The 15,897-nt window shown below is 65.0% G+C and carries 16 protein-coding genes; 6 read left to right on the forward strand and 10 right to left on the reverse strand.

Annotated elements, in window-relative coordinates:
• Window positions 1-3: 3 nt before the first annotated feature.
• Entirely contained in the window at window positions 4-2,022 is a 2,019-nt protein-coding gene (locus MLB1_RS14785) for a DNA polymerase III subunits gamma/tau (protein WP_180750587.1), read from the forward strand.
• Here the strand turns inward: MLB1_RS14785 and MLB1_RS14790 are convergent.
• The 5 genes from MLB1_RS14790 to MLB1_RS14810 form a co-directional block, all read right to left on the reverse strand.
• On the reverse strand, window positions 2,019-3,332 hold the full coding sequence (locus tag MLB1_RS14790) for a class I SAM-dependent methyltransferase (RefSeq protein WP_180750588.1): 1,314 nt from the start codon (window positions 3,330-3,332) through the stop codon (window positions 2,019-2,021). The genes MLB1_RS14785 and MLB1_RS14790 overlap by 4 nt on opposite strands.
• On the reverse strand, window positions 3,329-4,708 hold the full coding sequence (locus tag MLB1_RS14795; RefSeq protein WP_180750589.1) for an FAD-binding oxidoreductase: 1,380 nt from the start codon (window positions 4,706-4,708) through the stop codon (window positions 3,329-3,331). The genes MLB1_RS14790 and MLB1_RS14795 overlap by 4 nt, the downstream gene beginning before the upstream one ends.
• 77 nt (window positions 4,709-4,785) lie before the next feature.
• Complete coding sequence (locus MLB1_RS14800; protein ID WP_180750590.1) at window positions 4,786-6,060, reverse strand: phosphopyruvate hydratase; 1,275 nt, start codon at window positions 6,058-6,060, stop codon at window positions 4,786-4,788.
• A complete protein-coding gene (locus MLB1_RS14805) occupies window positions 6,057-7,040 on the reverse strand; it encodes a phosphotransferase (protein ID WP_180750591.1) in 984 nt (327 codons plus the stop codon). Before MLB1_RS14805 ends, MLB1_RS14800 begins: the two co-directional genes overlap by 4 nt.
• Window positions 7,027-7,698, reverse strand: a complete 672-nt coding sequence (locus MLB1_RS14810; protein ID WP_180750592.1) for a TetR/AcrR family transcriptional regulator — start codon at window positions 7,696-7,698, stop codon at window positions 7,027-7,029. The genes MLB1_RS14805 and MLB1_RS14810 overlap by 14 nt, the downstream gene beginning before the upstream one ends.
• A gap of 90 nt (window positions 7,699-7,788) precedes the next feature.
• Here MLB1_RS14810 and MLB1_RS14815 point away from each other — a divergent pair, with 90 nt between their 5' ends.
• The 3 genes from MLB1_RS14815 to MLB1_RS14825 all read left to right on the forward strand — a co-directional run bounded on the left by MLB1_RS14815 (window position 7,789) and on the right by MLB1_RS14825 (window position 10,298).
• Window positions 7,789-8,973 carry an acyl-CoA dehydrogenase family protein gene (locus MLB1_RS14815; RefSeq protein WP_180750593.1) on the forward strand — a complete coding sequence of 395 codons (1,185 nt, stop codon included), beginning with the start codon at window positions 7,789-7,791 and terminating at the stop codon, window positions 8,971-8,973.
• Window positions 8,973-9,794, forward strand: coding sequence for an enoyl-CoA hydratase/isomerase family protein (locus MLB1_RS14820; protein ID WP_180750594.1), 822 nt, complete (start codon window positions 8,973-8,975; stop codon window positions 9,792-9,794). Before MLB1_RS14815 ends, MLB1_RS14820 begins: the two co-directional genes overlap by 1 nt.
• A gap of 63 nt (window positions 9,795-9,857) precedes the next feature.
• Entirely contained in the window at window positions 9,858-10,298 is a 441-nt protein-coding gene (locus tag MLB1_RS14825) for an SRPBCC family protein (RefSeq protein WP_180750595.1), read from the forward strand.
• Between the two features lie 15 nt (window positions 10,299-10,313).
• Here the strand turns inward: MLB1_RS14825 and MLB1_RS14830 are convergent, their stop codons facing one another.
• A complete protein-coding gene (locus MLB1_RS14830) occupies window positions 10,314-11,057 on the reverse strand; it encodes an Rv3717 family N-acetylmuramoyl-L-alanine amidase (protein ID WP_180750839.1) in 744 nt (247 codons plus the stop codon).
• Between the two features lie 165 nt (window positions 11,058-11,222).
• Here MLB1_RS14830 and MLB1_RS14835 point away from each other — a divergent pair, with 165 nt between their 5' ends.
• Together MLB1_RS14835 and recR are read left to right on the forward strand one after the other, a co-directional pair.
• The gene (locus MLB1_RS14835) at window positions 11,223-11,567 is read left to right on the forward strand and encodes a YbaB/EbfC family nucleoid-associated protein (protein WP_180750596.1); all 345 of its coding nucleotides are present in this window, start codon (window positions 11,223-11,225) and stop codon (window positions 11,565-11,567) included.
• Window positions 11,560-12,168, forward strand: coding sequence for a recombination mediator RecR (gene recR / locus MLB1_RS14840; RefSeq protein ID WP_180750597.1), 609 nt, complete (start codon window positions 11,560-11,562; stop codon window positions 12,166-12,168). The genes MLB1_RS14835 and recR overlap by 8 nt, the downstream gene beginning before the upstream one ends.
• A 69-nt stretch (window positions 12,169-12,237) precedes the next feature.
• Here the strand turns inward: recR and MLB1_RS14845 are convergent, their stop codons facing one another.
• The 4 genes from MLB1_RS14845 to MLB1_RS14860 form a co-directional block, all read right to left on the reverse strand.
• Window positions 12,238-12,939 (reverse strand): hypothetical protein, encoded by a 702-nt coding sequence (locus MLB1_RS14845; protein WP_180750598.1) that lies wholly within the window; start codon window positions 12,937-12,939, stop codon window positions 12,238-12,240.
• An 18-nt stretch (window positions 12,940-12,957) separates the two neighbouring features.
• Window positions 12,958-13,632, reverse strand: a complete 675-nt coding sequence (locus tag MLB1_RS24090) for a hypothetical protein (protein WP_371750629.1) — start codon at window positions 13,630-13,632, stop codon at window positions 12,958-12,960.
• Window positions 13,633-13,828: 196 nt separating this feature from the next.
• On the reverse strand, window positions 13,829-14,542 hold the full coding sequence (locus tag MLB1_RS14855; RefSeq protein WP_180750599.1) for a type 1 glutamine amidotransferase: 714 nt from the start codon (window positions 14,540-14,542) through the stop codon (window positions 13,829-13,831).
• Entirely contained in the window at window positions 14,539-15,819 is a 1,281-nt protein-coding gene (locus tag MLB1_RS14860; RefSeq protein ID WP_180750600.1) for a Mur ligase family protein, read from the reverse strand. Before MLB1_RS14860 ends, MLB1_RS14855 begins: the two co-directional genes overlap by 4 nt.
• Window positions 15,820-15,897 lie beyond the last annotated feature (78 nt).

A 15,897-nucleotide genomic window follows, 5' to 3' on the forward strand; every position in this document is an offset into this window, starting at 1 on the left:
TCCGTGGCCCTGTACCGCAAGTATCGCCCGGCGACCTTCGCGGAAGTTGTCGGCCAGGAGCATGTCACCGGACCGCTGAGTACCGCACTGGACGCCGGCCGGATCAACCACGCTTATCTGTTCTCGGGGCCCCGCGGCTGCGGCAAGACATCCTCCGCACGCATCCTGGCCCGCTCGCTGAACTGTGCGCAGGGACCCACCTCGACGCCCTGCGGAATCTGCGACTCATGTGTCGCGCTGGCCCCCAACGGTTCGGGGAACGTGGATGTCATCGAGCTGGACGCCGCCAGTCACGGCGGGGTCGACGACACCCGCGAGCTGCGTGACCGAGCCTTCTACGCACCCGCACAGTCGCGCTACCGCATCTTCATCATCGACGAAGCGCACATGGTCACCACAGCGGGGTTCAATGCGCTGCTCAAGATCGTCGAGGAGCCACCCGAGCACCTGATCTTCGTCTTCGCCACCACCGAACCGGAGAAGGTGCTGCCCACCATCCGGTCGCGCACCCATCACTATCCGTTCCGCTTGCTCGCGCCGAAGACGATGCGGACTCTCATCGAGGGCATCTGTGCGCAGGAGAGCGTCGCGGTGGACGACCCGGTGTATCCGCTCGTCATCCGCGCCGGCGCCGGTTCCCCTCGCGACTCGCTGTCGGTGCTCGATCAGCTGCTGGCCGGGGCCGACGAAGAACGAGTCACCTATCAGCGCGCCCTTTCGCTGCTGGGTGTCACCGATATCGCGTTGATCGATGATGCGGTTGACGCCCTTGCCGCCGGTGACGGCGCCGCCGTGTTCGGAGCGATTGAAGGCGTGATGGATGCGGGGCACGATCCGCGGCGGTTCGGCACCGATCTGCTGGAGCGCTTCCGCGATCTGATTGTCCTGCAAGCTGTTCCGGATGCTGCCGAGCGTGGCGTGGTCGATGCTCCGCAGGATGTGCTCGACCGGATGCGCGAACAAGCCGAACGGATCGGTCCAGCGACGTTGACCCGCTACGCCGAGGTGCTGCATGCCGGGCTGGGGGAGATGCGTGGGGCGACGGCCCCGCGATTACTGCTGGAGGTGGTGTGCGCCAGGTTGCTGCTGCCCTCGGCCACTGATGCCGAATCGGCTGTGCTGCAGCGGGTTGAGCGCATCGAGAAACGTCTCGACATGTCCGTGCCGGAGGCCGGCGGCGGTGACGCGGCGCGTTTTGTTCGCAAGTCGCAGGCACCCGCTGCTCCGGCCGAGGTGGCACCCGCCTCAGAGCCGGAGCCCCCAGCTCCAGCACCCACGCCGGAGCCCCCAGCTCCAGCCCCCATCCCAGCCCCCGCGCCGCCCGCACCAACGCCGGCCGCGGAACCCGAACCCGAACCTGAACCGATACCGGAACCGCAGCCCGAACCCGAACCGGAACCGACGCCCGAATCGGAACCCGAGACCTCCGCGGCACCGCCCGAACCTGAACCCGCGACCGAGCCTGAGCCTGAGCTCGCTGCGGCTCCGGCACCCGAGCCACGTCAGCCGGGCGCACTCGACACCACCGCCGTGCGCAATGCCTGGGTAGAGATTCGGTCCAAGGTCCGGGACCGCAGCCGTACCACCGAGGTGATGCTCTCCGGTGCCACCGTGCGAGCCATCGAGGGTAAGACCCTTGTGCTGTCCCATGATTCGCCGCCCTTGGCTAAGCGCATCACCGAGTCGCGGAACGCCGAGGTCATCCGGGATGCGCTGAAGGATGCGCTCGGAGTCGACTGGGAGATCCGCTGCGAGGTCGGCAGCGGAGAGGCTGCCGCATCCGCGCCCGCGGCGCGTGCGAACAAGCCCGCCCCGCGGGTAGTGACGCGGCCCAGTCGTCCGACACCCGACCCGGAGCCGGTTTCCGAGCCAGAGCCGGAACCGTCGAATCCGGTTGACGAGGAGGAGCAGATGCTCGCCGAGGCCGGGCAGGGCGAGGCGGGGCCGCGACGGGACCCCGAAGAGGTTGCGCTGGAACTACTTCAGAACGAGCTGGGTGCCCGCAAGATCGACCCGAGCTAGGCCTGCCACCACGGGCGCAGCGGTAGCGAGGACCCGCCGCGCTCATCCAACTTCGTGGCCAGTACCTGGTGTAGCTGAACGACATTGCGCTCGAAGCCCAGCCGGGAACCGGCCATGTACAGACCCCACACCTTCGCGGTGGCCTCGCCTACCTCGGCGACCGCCTCGTCCCAGTGCTCGACGAGGTTGGCGCACCACTCTTTCAGTGTCAGCGCGTAGTGGTGGCGCAGATTCTCCTCGTGTAGCACCTCAAGGCCGACGTTCTGCATTTCGGTGATGATCTTGCCCGACCCGGTCAGCTCGCCATCGGGAAACACGTAGCGGTCGATGAAATACCCTGCGACGGCTGAGGTTCGATTATCGGGCCGGGTGATGCAGTGGTTGAGCAGCAGACCGCCGGTCTTCAGCCTCGACTGTAGGAACCGGAAGTACGACGAATAGTTGGCAATGCCAATGTGCTCGGTGAGCCCGATCGACGACACCGCATCGAATTCTCTTTCCGCGGTGTCGCGGTAGTCGGCGTGGCGTACCTCGGCCAGGTCCGAGAGTCCCTCATCGGCAATGGCTTTCTGCGCCCAGGCGGCCTGCTCGGCCGACAACGTGACGCCGGTGGCCCGCACGCCGCGCCGTGCTGCATACCTGACCATCGACCCCCAGCCGCAGCCCACATCGAGCAGCCGGTCCCCGCGCTTGAGTGCCAGCTTCTCGAACACCAGCCGGTACTTGTTCTCCTGCGCTTCCTCCAGGGTGGCGTCGGCATTCGGATAGCAGGCGCACGTGTATGTCATGGACGGGCCAAGCACCCACTCGTAGAACGCATTCGATACGTCATAGTGATGGTGGATGGCCTCGGAGTCGCGCGTCTTGCTGTGCCGGAATCCCTCGACCACCCGACGCCAGCGGGGCAGCGCCTCTTGCGGCGGCGGCGCGATCGGCCGCAGATGCTCGAAGCCAATCGACCTGACGATATTGGCCAGCACCCGAGCGGGTGGGCGCTTGAAGTCCAGCCTGTCGGATAACGCCATCAGTAGGTCGTAGGGGTCACCCGGGTGCACCCCTTGCATTTCGATATCGCCGGAAACATACGCGCGTGCCAGCCCCAGGTCACCCGGTGCGGTCGCCAAATACGTTGTACCGCGGGGTGTCAGTAGATCGAGTCCTAGTTGGGCATTCTCGGGGCCGGCCTTACTGCCGTCGTACGCGCGAAAGCGTAGCGGCAGCTCGCCGGCCGCCACGATCTCCAGAATCTCGGCCAGTGAGAGCCTGCCGTTCTCGCTCCGTTCGGAATTCTTGGACTGGGTCGATGTCATTGTCGCCGCACCGCCTTCGTATAGAGATCCAGGAATCGGCCATCGGGGTCGTACGTCTTCTTCAAGGTCCGGTAGTGCTCCCCGCCGTACAGAGTCTCGAACTCTTCGCGCGGGTAGAAGGATTCGGAGTACAGCGATTTGTGCCCGCCCAGCTCGCTGACGGTGTGCTCGATGAGGCGGTTGGTGGCTCCTTCGGTCGCGCCGGCGGGCACCGAAGACCAGAAACCAATGTTGACGTAGGTCCGCCCGGGCCGGATCGGGTAGAGCGGCCATCCGCAGGCCTCCTCCGATTCGCGTAATCGCAACGGGCACAGCCATACCGGCTCAATCGGCACCTCGTCGAGGAACCACCGGAGGAATTCGGCGGTGTGATCGATCGGTACCTCGACATCCTGCACCACACGCTCGCGAGTGGGTCGGCCGTTGAAGCGTTCGATGCGATCGGCGATGTCGTAGCGTTGGTCGAGACCGATCATCTTCCAGTAAACGCTGCTGCGCCGGTACTTTCGGGGCCAAACCCTGCGGATGCGCGGATTCTGCGCGCCGAAGGCGCGGGAGCACCAGAACCAGTCGGTATCCCAACGCCATAGGTAATCGTGAATTGTGAGGCGGTCGTGGCTGGTTCCATCGGCATGCTGTATCGAGCGATAGTAGATCTGCTGGCCGGTGTAGTCGCTCACCGGGCCCGGAGAAGCCGTCTGGGTGCCCAGGCAAAGGTAGGACTCCTCGGCGCTGAACACCACCCCATCCAGATAGTCCACTCGTTCACCCTGGAAGGTCGCCGAGTCGACGATGGACTCCATGACGGTCACCAGCTCGTCGAGGCCGTGGAATCGGATGTGCCGCAGGGTAACGAATGGTTTGACGGGTTCGAGCTCGATGCGTAGCCGCACCGAATACCCCAACGTGCCGTACGAGTTGGGAAATCCCCGATACAGATCTACGTGCTGGTGCGGCGATGCGGTGATGACCTCGCCCGAGCCGGTGAGGATATCCATTTCGAGGACGGATTCATGGGGAAGCCCGTTGCGGAAGGATGCGGATTCGATCCCGAGTCCGGTTACCGCGCCACCCAGCGTGATCGTCTTGAGCTGCGGCACCACCAATGGTGATAGGCCATGTGGAAGTGTGGCTGCGACCAGGTCCTCGTAGGTGCACATGCCGGCCACATCGGCCGTTCTGTTCGTGGTGTCCACACCGATGACACCGGTGAGGCCCGAGGTGTCCAGGCCCGGTGCGGTCGACTTTGCCCTTGCGCGGAACAGATTTGACGTGGGCTTAGCCAAACGGACAGTCGCCGTCGTGGGTATGGCCCGGTAACTCTGCAGTAGCCGGTTCACTCCGTCGGCGTGCGCCGATCCCGATGTGATGGGCACAATGCCCACGCTAGTCCGGTTCCGGGTGAGGCGCGACCGGGATTAAGGGACGTGTTACTAACCGGGGCTATCGGAGACTAACCAAGGGTCAATCTTCCCAACCGAATCGGTGCTCCGCCCAGCTGTTCGTCGATGCGGAGCAGCTCATTCCATTTCGCGGTGCGTTCGGATCTGGTGATGGAACCGACCTTGAGTTGCTCGGCGCCCCAGCCGACTGCCAGGTGTGCGATGGTGACATCCTCGCTCTCACCGGATCGCGCGGACACGATGGTGTCCCATCCGCAGTCGTGAGCGGTGTTGTGCGCAGACCTGGCGGCACTGAGCGTTCCGGCCTGATTCGGCTTTACCAGCAAGCCGTTACACGCGCCGATCTCGGTTGCTCCGCGCACGCGGTCGGCATTGGTCACCGTGAAATCGTCTCCGACGACGAGCACGCGATGGCCAACCGCCTGGGTGAACGCGGTCAGACCCGCGGGATCGTCCTCGGCTAACGGATCCTCGATGGAGGCGATTGGATACTTATCGATCCAGCCGATCAGAACCTCCGACCACGCATCGGAGTCCAGCTCGGTGCCATCGAGTCCCAGACGGTAGCGACCACCGCTGCCGAACTCGCTCGACGCGATATCCAACGCGATCGTTACCTGCTGACCCGGCTGCAACCCGGCGCGCTCGATGGCGGTGACCAGCAGCTCCAACGCGTCCTCATTGGAATCCACCATCGGCCACCATCCGCCTTCATCGGCAACTCCGGCGAGCCGGCCGCGCTCGGAAAGTATTGTGCCGCAGGCACGGTGGATCTCGGCCACCCAGTTAAGTCCCTGTTCGATGCTGTCAGCGGCGGCGGGCACTACCATGAAATCCTGGACGTCGGTGCGCCGTGCGGCATGGGCGCCCCCGCCGATAACCTGAATCTCCGGCAGTGGCATTGCGGCCTTCGCATCACCGATCAGGTACCGCCACAATGGGATACCGTGTGAGGCGGCTGCGGCGTGTGCGGCAGCCATCGACATCGCTACCGCGGTATTTCCGCCGATGGCAGTGAACTGAGCCGAGCCGTCCGCCACCGCGAGCGCCGCGTCGACCGCGGTCTGGTCGGTGGCGTCGACTCCGACGAGGTGTTCCGCCAGCCCGTGGGCGGCCGCTATTGCCGCGGTCACGTCGTACCCGGCGAAAGATGCCCCACCGTCTCGCAAATCGGTCGCTTCACCGCTGCCGCGGGAGGCGCCGGCAGGGGCGATCGCCCGCCCGCTGCTGCCGTCGCGTAGTAGCAGCTCCGCCTCCACAGTCGGGCGTCCCCGCGAATCCCACACCCGCCGAGCGTGTACCCCGCTGATCTGTGTCCCGGTCATCTGACTGCGAGCTCCTCTATGTGATGTGTGATGGCCAACGGATCCGTGGCCGATTCGTCCAGGGCTTGCCCTGCCGACGTACGTAGTGAATCGCGTTGAGCAGCAGACAGATAGTCCACCGGTGACCGTCCGTCGATGCGGGCGAGCACCAGTGCGGGAAGGAGCCGCGCGGCGCGGGCTGCCACAGCATCAGGTGGTTCCCAGGAGACGCCTTGCAGGTACGTGGCGAGGAGGTTCGCACTCGTCTCCCGCAACAGATCGCGGTGCGTCGGCTTCCATATTCGTTTGAGTAGCAGGTGATTAAGGCAGAACGCCAGATCGAAGGCAGGGTCGCCATACCACGCGCATTCGGCGTCGGTCAGTACCGGTCCATCCTGGGTGACGATGACGTTCTTGGGGCTCACGTCGCCGTGTACCAGCGCGATATGCGTGGCCGCGAGATCGTCGGCCAGTTGCGACAGGACCGCCGCGTGTTCGGGGAGGCGCTGCGCGGTGTAGCGCAGGTATGGCTCTATTCGTAACGTCTCGAACAGGTCGTCGGATGCGAATTCGCTTGCTGCCGTGGCATCACCGGCTGTGCGGGCGTGAACTGTGGCGAGGCGTCCACCAAGTGCGGAACCGACAGACGGATCGATTCGTCCACTTGCCAGATCGTCCCGCCAGGACGGGAGCGGCCCCAGATCGGTCATCGCGAACGCGTGCAGATCCTCGTCGGCCACCACAACGCGTGGAGTGAAGGAGGGCACGATCCCCGCAGCGCGCGCGAGGTAGCGCGCCTCAAAGGTGTTGCGCTCGAGGGGGGCGACCCAATGCGCTTGTACGCGAAGCCGTTCGACGGCCCGCTTGACCACCACGGATTCCCCTGAACTCAGCCGCACGCGCCACACATCGGAGGACACCCCTCCGGTCAGCGGTTGCGCATCCAGCGGCATGAGCTCGGCGCGGGAAAGAAGCGCCACCACCCACTCAGGTGGTGCCATGCGCGCCTTCCGTCTTCCACCACAATGCGTTGAACCAGATACGGGATAACGTGTCGATGGCCTCCTCGTCGGTGACCGAGCTGCGTCCGGCCTCGCCCCCCTCGACCAACCAGACGTAACAGAAGTAGTCCAGCATTGCCCCGATCGCCGATGCGGTGATGTCGGGATCCATACCGGGGCAGTAGTCGTGTGCTTGTAGGCGCCGAATGTTGTTGGCGATCAACGTGCGCGCCGGGGCTCGCAGGTCGCGCCAGTAGTCGACGAATGCCGAGTCGATCTGTGCAGCCTGGAATACCCCTGAAAGAACCGGCGCGTGCTCGCGGTAAGTGGTCCAGTACACGGTGACGATGTCCCGGATCACTTCGTACGGTTCGCGATCGCCGGTCATGACGGTGTCACCGCGGGTATAGGCCTGGTCGCGGAACTCATCCACCATGGAGCGAAGGAGTTCGGCCTTGTCGGTGAAGTAGTTGTAGAAGACACCGACGGACTTGCCGGCCTCTGTGGTGATATCGACAACCCGTGCGTCGGCGTACCCAACTCTGGCGATGACCTCGCGTGCAGCATCCATCAAGGCGCGGCGGGTGCTGCGACCGCGTTGCGTCGAGGGTTGCTCGGCGGTCACGGGCCCGATCGCTGAATCGCTAGACATCGACACCTGCCAAGGTTACATTAAACCTGAATCCAGATTCAGGTTTAATCTGATCGCGTGTCATTCCCCAATGATTGCGCAGGTTGTGAGGTTTTGATGACAAGTTCGACAGCACTGCAGACCGATGCCGCTGCGCGCGCTCGTGCACTCGCGCCCGCCATCGCCGCACGGGCGCTGGAGGCAGAGCGGCTGCGCCGGATGCCTGACGAGACCATCGCCGAGCTGTCCCAGTCGGGTCTGTTCAGTCTGATGGCGCCGCGCCGTTACGGAGGCGACGAGGCCAGCCTGGAAACCTTGGTCGGCGCGGTCATCGAAGTGGGCAAGGTATGTGGATCCACCGCATGGACTCTGTGCATCTATGGAATTCACAACTGGCTAGCCGGATTGTTCCCCGAGAAGCTGCAGGATGAGATGTTCGGATCGGCATCTCCGCTGCTGTTCCCGGGCAGCTGGTCGCCATCGGGCGTCGCCACTCCGGTCGAGGGCGGCTACAAGATAAGTGGACGTTGGCAATTCGGCAGTGGCGTCTGGCATGCGTCGTGGGCCTCGGTGGCGGCGGTGGTTCAGCATGACGAGCCGCCGAAATACCCCGACCTACGCACCTTCATGATCCCCAGGGGCGATATCGAGGTCATCGACACCTGGTACACATCGGGCCTGCGGGGCACCGGAAGCATGGATATCGCGGTCAACGATGTCTTCGTTCCCGACCATCGGGTGCAGGAGTTCGGGCCCTTGGCGCGAGGACAGTCGCCGTCAGCGGACTTGCACGGGTCGTCGATCTACCGGATACCGCTGTTCTGCGCACTATCCAATGTCGCGGCCGCGCCTGCGGTGGGGATGGCACTGGGCACGGTCGAGCTCTTCACCGAAAAGATCAAGACCCGGGTGCTGCGTTATTCGATGGAGCAGCAGTCCAAGCTGGCCACTGCGCACCGTAGAATGGGACATGTTGCCGCGCAGACAGAGTCAGCTCGCACCCTGCTGTTAGCGACGGTGCGGGACGTGGAGGACAAGCTGCGTTCCAACGAGGGGCTGACGGTTGAAGACCGGGTGGCCGTTCGCCGCAACTGCGCCTACGTTGTCGAGCTGTGTAAACAAGCCATCAGCGAGGCAGTCGAGGCATGCGGGGCCTCCGCTCAATACGAGGATTCGCCGTTGCAACGCCATCTACGTGATGTCAATACGTTGTCCACACACGTTGTGTACGACACCGATTCGGCCTATGAGTTGTTCGGGCGGGTGCAACTCGGGCTGCCACCGGGATCCGTCGCGTTCTGATGGCCTGCCCCGATGTACCCGAGCTCACCGGGTTGCATTGTGAGCTCGACGATCGTGTGCTGACGGTCCGGATCGACCATGGGCCGCTCAATCTCCTTGACGGGCCACTCATGTCCAGTCTGTCCCGGCTGGCCCGTTGGCTCGCCGACCGTGAGGACGTGACGGTGGTGGTGTTCGGCAGCGCCAACCCCGACTTCTTCATCGCCCACCTGAACGTCGAAATCCTGCAAACGGAGTCGGCGCGTACGGCAGAGTCGGTCGAATCCTTCCAACGGCTGGTCGGGAGGTTTCGTGCGCTGCGTCAGGCCACCATCGCCCTCGTCGAGGGCCGCGTTGCCGGCGGGGGCAGCGAGTTTCTCCTCAATCTCGATATGCGTTTCGCGGTCCGCGGCAAGGCCACCTTCAATCAGGTGGAGACGGGTCTGGGCATCGTCCCGGCCGGGTCGGGCCCGCAACATCTGGTCCAAGGCATGGGTCGGGCGCGAGCACTCGAGGTGATTTTGGGTCATGACGATTTCGACGCCGACCTGGCGGAGCGATACGGCTGGGTGAACCGTGCCCTGGACCCCGCTGAGGGGTGGCGGTTCGTGGACCGGCTCGCCCGGCGTATCGCTGCCAATCCGCTGGCACTGATCGCCGGCGCCAAGAGCACCGTCGATGCGCTGGCCATCGATCTGGAGCCGGGATTGGCCGCGGAACGGGCGGCCATCGTTGCCGCATTCACCAACGAGCACAGTGTGTACAGGATCGCCGGATTCCTCGCACGCGGCGGCCAGACGGTGGATGGGGAGCGGCGCCTGGGGGATCTGGTGGGCGACTAGGGGCCCGATCGACGCGTCTAGACTTCGACTACACACAGTCGTAGACGTCCAGAAGGAGAACCGATGGGTCAGGTAAGCGCGTCCAGTTCGGTGTTGATCGATGCGGCGCCCGAGGCAGTGCTCGCCGCGGTTGCCGACTACCAGAACGTGCGCCCGAAGATCTTGTCCGGCCACTACCGCGATTACCAGGTACTCGAGGGCGGCCAAGGTGAGGGCACTGTCGCGTCCTGGAAGCTGCAGGCCACCGAGTCGCGTGTGCGGGACATCAAGTCCAGCGTCAGCGTGGCCGGGCACACCGTCATCGAGAAGGACGCCAACTCCACCCTGGTGACCAGCTGGACCGTCGCACCTGCCGGGGCCGGCTCGTCCGTCACCACCAAGACCGCATGGACGGGCGGCGGCGGTGTCAAGGGATTCTTCGAGAAGACCTTCGCACCGTTGGGGCTCAAGAAGATTCAGGCAGAGGTGTTGGCCAACCTGAAGAAGACGGTAGAGGCGCCGTAAAGAAGACCGAGCGGGCTAACCGCCGGGCGCCGGTGCCGCCGCGGGGTCTACCTCCGGCGCCGGCGCCGTACCGCTGAGATAGGCGACGATGCCCTGAACCACGGCCTGCGCGTACTTGGCGCGGCCCTCGGGGCTCGTCATCATCGCGGAGTCCTGCGGGTTCTTCATGTTGCCGAGTTCAACGAGCACCTTGGGGTGCTGAGCCAGGTTGAGGCCGGCAAGATCTGAGCGTCCGTACAGGCCGCCGGTGCCGATATAGGTCGCCGGTGTCAGTCCGGCCGCCTGCAGGCTGTCGCGCATGGTCTTGGCGAAGCGCAGCGTCGGCTCGCCCTGTACGGCGTTGACCGGAGGGCTTGAGTAGTTGACGTGGAAGCCGTGGCCGCCGGCGGGGCCACCATCGGCGTGGATGCTCACCACGGCGTCCGGGTTGAAGCCATTCTCGATTTCCGCGCGCTTGTCGATGCACGGTCCGAGCTTGTCGTCGTCCCCGCGGGTCATGGCCGTGCGCACGCCGAGCTGGGTCAACTGCTGACGAATGAGCAGCACGGTGTTCCACGCGAAGGTGTGTTCGGGGTACCCGCCATCGGTGACGGTGCCGCTGGTCTGGCAGCTCTTGGTGCCCCCGCGACCGTCGGGCACTTGATTGTTGATCGAGCCGTCGTTGGCTCCGTTATGTCCGGGATCCAGCACGACGATCCGTCCGGCGATACCGGGTGCTGCGCCGGCGGTGACGGGGGACGGCGTAACGATGGGCAGCACCGTGACCGATGCCGCCGTCAGTAGCGCCGTCCCGGCCAGACCCGCGGCGCGCCAGAAACTCACTCGCACCTGGCCACGGTAGCCCGGTCGACGGCTACCCTTGGTGGCGACCCGCCGAGGCCCGGCGAGCGTGACCAACTTGATACCGGCCCGTTAAGGAGACCCATGCAACCCGGAGGCGCCCCGGATATGTCAGCCCTGCTCGCGCAGGCACAGCAGATGCAGCAGCAGCTGATGGCTGCTCAGGCGCAGATCGCGGCCGCCGAGGTCACCGGGGAGTCCGGGGGCGGCCTGGTGCGGATCACCGCTAAGGGCAGCGGCGAAGTGACTGGTGTCCAGATCGACCCGAAGGTCGTCGACCCCGCGGATATCGAAACGCTGCAGGACCTGATCATCGGCGCGTTAGCCGACCTGACGTCGAAGACGCAGGAACTCGCAAGCCAGCGGCTGGGTCCGCTCGCGGGCGGTTTCGGCGATCTTGGTGGAGGGCTGGGATTGCCCGGTGTTTGAGGGCCCGGTCCAGGACCTCATCGACGAGCTGGGCAAGCTGCCCGGGGTAGGACCCAAGAGCGCACAGCGCATCGCCTTTCACCTACTGGGTGTCGAGGCCCCCGATATCGACCGACTGGCCGCCGCATTGGCGCGGGTGCGCGATGGTGTCCAGTTCTGCGAGGTCTGCGGGAACGTCTCCGATAAGGAACGCTGCCGTATCTGCTCGGACTCGCGACGCGATCTTTCCTTGGTATGCGTCGTCGAGGAACCCAAGGATGTACAGGCGGTCGAGCGCACGCGCGAGTTTCGCGGTCGCTATCACGTGCTCGGTGGAGCGCTGGACCCGCTCTCAGGCGTTGGACCCGATCAGCTGCGGATCCGGGAACTGTTGACGCGCATAGGAACTGACGAAGACGGGGTCTCCATCTCGGAGGTCATCATCGCCACCGATCCGAACACCGAGGGTGAGGCGACGGCCACCTATCTGGTGCGGATGCTGCGCGATTTTCCCGGGCTGTCCGTCACCCGGCTGGCCTCGGGTCTACCGATGGGCGGGGACCTGGAATTCGCCGACGAGCTGACTTTGGGCCGCGCCCTCTCCGGCCGTCGGCCCCTCTAACTTCCCCCGCGAGCATGCCCAAATGTACGGAATCTGGCTGCGAAACCGCACATTTGAGCATGCTTACGCTCAGGGGACGATGAGGAACTGCGCTTGACCAGGGTTGCCTTGCGCTCCCGACACCGTCACCGAAGTCCCCGGACCGCCAGGTGAGCCCGGATTAGGTTGAGGTCCTGGCCCGCTGCAGTCCGACGAGGACGAAAACACGCCGGTCGTCGCACCGTTAGCGCCCACCGATCCGCCAGGACCGCTACCGCCACCGATCCCGCCATTGCCACCAGTGCCCGCCGACACATCCATCGGATGAGTGCCTAGGGACAGGTCGTGTTGGCATTTGACGAGGATGACACCGCCATTGCCGCCGATGCCGGCGAAGTTTCCATCTCCGCCGCGACCCCCGGTGCCGCCATTGCCGCCGGTTCTACCGAATTCGCAGTCGTCTCCGTCGCCGCCTTTGCCTCCGGTGCCACCGGTTCCGCCGACTCCACCGTGCCCACCAGGCCCGCCGTGGCCGCCCTTGGCTTGAAGCGATACGCCGTCCATGAAGTTCTCTACCTCAAAGTCGATCACACCGCCGTGGCCACCGTGGCCACCTGGACCGCCAGCTCCACCGTTGCCGCCAGTCCCGCCGGTCCCGCCTCGGGTGGCGCAGTCGTCGTCGATCCAATTGCAGTTCGCCATGGTCCCTGTCGCGCCAGTGGGCCCTTGTGGACCCTGCGCCCCTGTCACTCCGGCATCGCCGTTTGGACCATTGCTGATGATGTTCGGCATGGTTACTACTCCTTCTGCTTATGCCAGGTTGCCGCGGACGGATGTCGCGCGGATCTTGATGTAGCTGGAGGTGACAACGAGTCGCCCCCCAGAATGAATGCGGATGTCGTTGGCCCACAGGCTCTTCGCCTTCGACCCCAATGTCAGCGTGGCGTTCTTGCCAATCTCGATGTCTTTCAACAGCACGACTACCAGCGGTATTCGGGTGACGTGTGCGGCGTACCGCTGGGCGAATGCATGGGTGATCTTCGCCTGCTGGCTGTCGGCCTCAAGAGGGACCCCGAGTGCGTCGCCAACTGCGCGTGACAGATGCGTATGCATTGCCGGGCGGATTTCCCGGTAGAGCTGACCGAGTCGTGCGGGGTAGCTCACTCTCCCGTCACTCTTGCTTGCACACGGTGTGCAGCACGAATCTTGGGTGTCAGCGTGTTCGGCGACAGTTTCGGCCATCCGGCGGGCGATCTCGCGTGCATCAATGTCGTCGGCCGCGATGGCTTGGCGTGCGACTTGCTCGTCCAAACGCTCCGGGACTAGGCGCAGCGCCTGAAGGTCGTCGAACCCGGCGATTTCCAGGCGATGAGTCACATCCGCCCATTCACGGTCGCCGGGATCGACGATCACCGACTTCTCGTCTGGCACAGTCAGACTGCGCCGCTCGGCCTTTAAGAACCGAGCAATAGATTCACTCGTCACAATCGCTCCTTGGGGTTTGGCATGGACCTTGAATTGCCCACGGAACGTATTGCGCGTACGGCCGGGCATACGTGAGTAATCGACTACTCGAATTCAAGCCCCGGCACGGGGCGCACTAGGAGGCCGAGCCGGCCGTAAAACCGCACATGCGAGTGTGCTCGCCGCTCAAGACCCGAGTCGTTCCTTGCACCCCGAACTACCGGGCGGACAAGCGCTCCCGGCGTAGCCGCTCAACCTCGTCCAGATCCAACGGAGTCAGCCCGTGCACATCCATGGCGCGAGCGAGCAAGAGGTCGGCCAGCTCGGGATTGCGCGCCAGGCATGGGCCGTGCATGTAGGTGGCGATCACGCTGCCCTGCACCACGCCATCGATGTTGTCTCCGGCGCGATTTCCCGCTCCGCGGGTCACCTTGGACAACGGTGCCGCTGCCGGCCCCAGAACCGTTCCGCCGCGGTGGTTCTCGAATCCGGTGAGGGTGGCCTCGAGCTCGGCCATGATGGGGACACCGGACAGTTCGCCGATGGTGCGTTTGGCCTGCGGGCTGGTGGTGACATCGAGCATTCCGACGCCCTCAACCCGTTCACCCGATGATGTTTCGTACCAATGCCCGAGAACCTGGATGGCCGCGCAGATCGCCAGCACCGGTGCGCCGCGTTCGGCCGCGCGTTGTAGTCCCGGGTGTGCGATGAGATGACGGGTGGCGAGCCGCTGCGCGTAGTCCTCGGCACCGCCGAGGGTGTACACGTCGAGGGAATCGGGGACAGGGTCGGCCAGGGTGATCTCGACGATTTCGGCGTCGATGCCGCGCATCCGCAGCCGTTGCCGCAACACCACGGCATTGCCGGAATCGCCGTAGGTGCCCATGACGTCGGGGAGTACCAGGCCTATACGGACGGTGGATTGGCTCATATCGCACCATCTTTGGCCAGAGCGCGGTTCAGGTTGAGGAACGCGGTGTAGTTGGCGATCACATCGACTTTGCCGGGCGGGCACGCTCGGATGGCCTGCACCGGGTCGTGATGCAGGGTGTGTGTGACGCTCGCGTAGGTCAGCCGGACCGCCAAGTCGGTGCCGCGTTCTCCGGAAGCGACGACAGGGGGCACGCTGGTAGGCGCGTCATTTGGACCGTTATCGCACGCGAAATGTTCGAAGTTGACATCCCACAGCCAGGACAGATCCTCCCCGTCGGGAACCTGCCCGTTGACCGCGATGACGAGCCCGTCCGCGTCGGTATCCACCATCGACAGCGCCTCTTGCCATCCGGCCGGATTCTTGGCCAGCAGTAGCCGCACCGTGTGGTCGCCGAGGTCAATGCTCCGGTATCGGCCGGCCACCTGATCGACGGCCGATACGGCGTCGACGGCGGGACCGGGGCGGGCGCCGAGCTCGACGGACGCCGCCACCGCTAGCGTGGCGTTCCCGCGGTTCGCGGTGCCGGGCAACGTCAGTGACATCGGCAGGCTGATTCCGCTGGGGCCGTAGATGCGGTCGTCGTCGAACCACCAGTTGGGATCGGGCCGCGAGAAGTCGGTTCCCGTGCTGTACCAATGGTTTCCGTCACGCATGATGAGTTCTCCGCTGCGCGGGCAGCTCACCGAATCTCCAGCCCAGCCGCCGCCGGCGGCTACCCAGACGACATTAGGATTGTCGTACGCGGCCGATGTCATGAGAACGTCATCGCAGTTCGCCACAATCACCGCATCGCGGTGCCGGGCCAGTCCCTTGCGCAGGGTGCGTTCGATGTTGTTGATCTCGCCGACGCGGTCCAGTTGATCGCGGCTGAGATTGAGTAGCACGATGACCGCGGGGCTGACCGCATCCGCGACATGCGGCACATGCATCTCGTCGACTTCGAGCACCGCGAGCTCGGCCTCGCGGGTGCCGGCCAGCGCCGCCACCAGACCCGCGTCCATGTTGGAGCCCTCGGTGTTGGTGGCAACCGGTCCCACGGTGGCGAGCGCGGCAGCGGTCATCCGGGTGGTGGTGGACTTGCCGTTGGTGCCGGTGATCACGACCGTGCGACGTCCGCGGCCCAACTGTGCCAGCACGGAGCTGTCCAACTTGAGCGCGATGAGCCCGCCGATCATGGAGCCCGCGCCGCGACCGCTGATCCGGGACGCCCAGCGTGCCGAACGTCCGGCGGCCAGCGCGATCCGGCCGCGCACCGAGAGGTGGTCGATGGGCATTCGCGCAGTTTATTGGAGGCGGTCGAGAGGGGACGATGTCACCGCCATCGAGCAAGCGTTCACTGCCCGTACGGCCGG

It is taken from the genome of Mycobacteroides sp. LB1, from assembly GCF_013449725.1.
Classification (GTDB): domain Bacteria; phylum Actinomycetota; class Actinomycetes; order Mycobacteriales; family Mycobacteriaceae; genus Mycobacterium.

Bases quoted from the DNA above. Each gene is read 5' to 3' on its own strand.
- MLB1_RS14790 (WP_180750588.1), bottom strand. From the start codon at position 3,332: ATGACATCGACCCAGTCCAAGAATTCCGAACGGAGCGAGAACGGCAGG.
- MLB1_RS14800 (WP_180750590.1), bottom strand. From the start codon at position 6,060: ATGACCGGGACACAGATCAGCGGGGTACACGCTCGGCGGGTGTGGGAT.
- MLB1_RS14805 (WP_180750591.1), bottom strand. From the start codon at position 7,040: ATGGCACCACCTGAGTGGGTGGTGGCGCTTCTTTCCCGCGCCGAGCTC.
- MLB1_RS14815 (WP_180750593.1), top strand. From the start codon at position 7,789: ATGACAAGTTCGACAGCACTGCAGACCGATGCCGCTGCGCGCGCTCGT.
- MLB1_RS14820 (WP_180750594.1), top strand. From the start codon at position 8,973: ATGGCCTGCCCCGATGTACCCGAGCTCACCGGGTTGCATTGTGAGCTC.
- MLB1_RS14825 (WP_180750595.1), top strand. From the start codon at position 9,858: ATGGGTCAGGTAAGCGCGTCCAGTTCGGTGTTGATCGATGCGGCGCCC.
- MLB1_RS14835 (WP_180750596.1), top strand. From the start codon at position 11,223: ATGCAACCCGGAGGCGCCCCGGATATGTCAGCCCTGCTCGCGCAGGCA.
- MLB1_RS14845 (WP_180750598.1), bottom strand. From the start codon at position 12,939: ATGCCGAACATCATCAGCAATGGTCCAAACGGCGATGCCGGAGTGACA.
- MLB1_RS14855 (WP_180750599.1), bottom strand. From the start codon at position 14,542: ATGAGCCAATCCACCGTCCGTATAGGCCTGGTACTCCCCGACGTCATG.
- MLB1_RS14860 (WP_180750600.1), bottom strand. From the start codon at position 15,819: ATGCCCATCGACCACCTCTCGGTGCGCGGCCGGATCGCGCTGGCCGCC.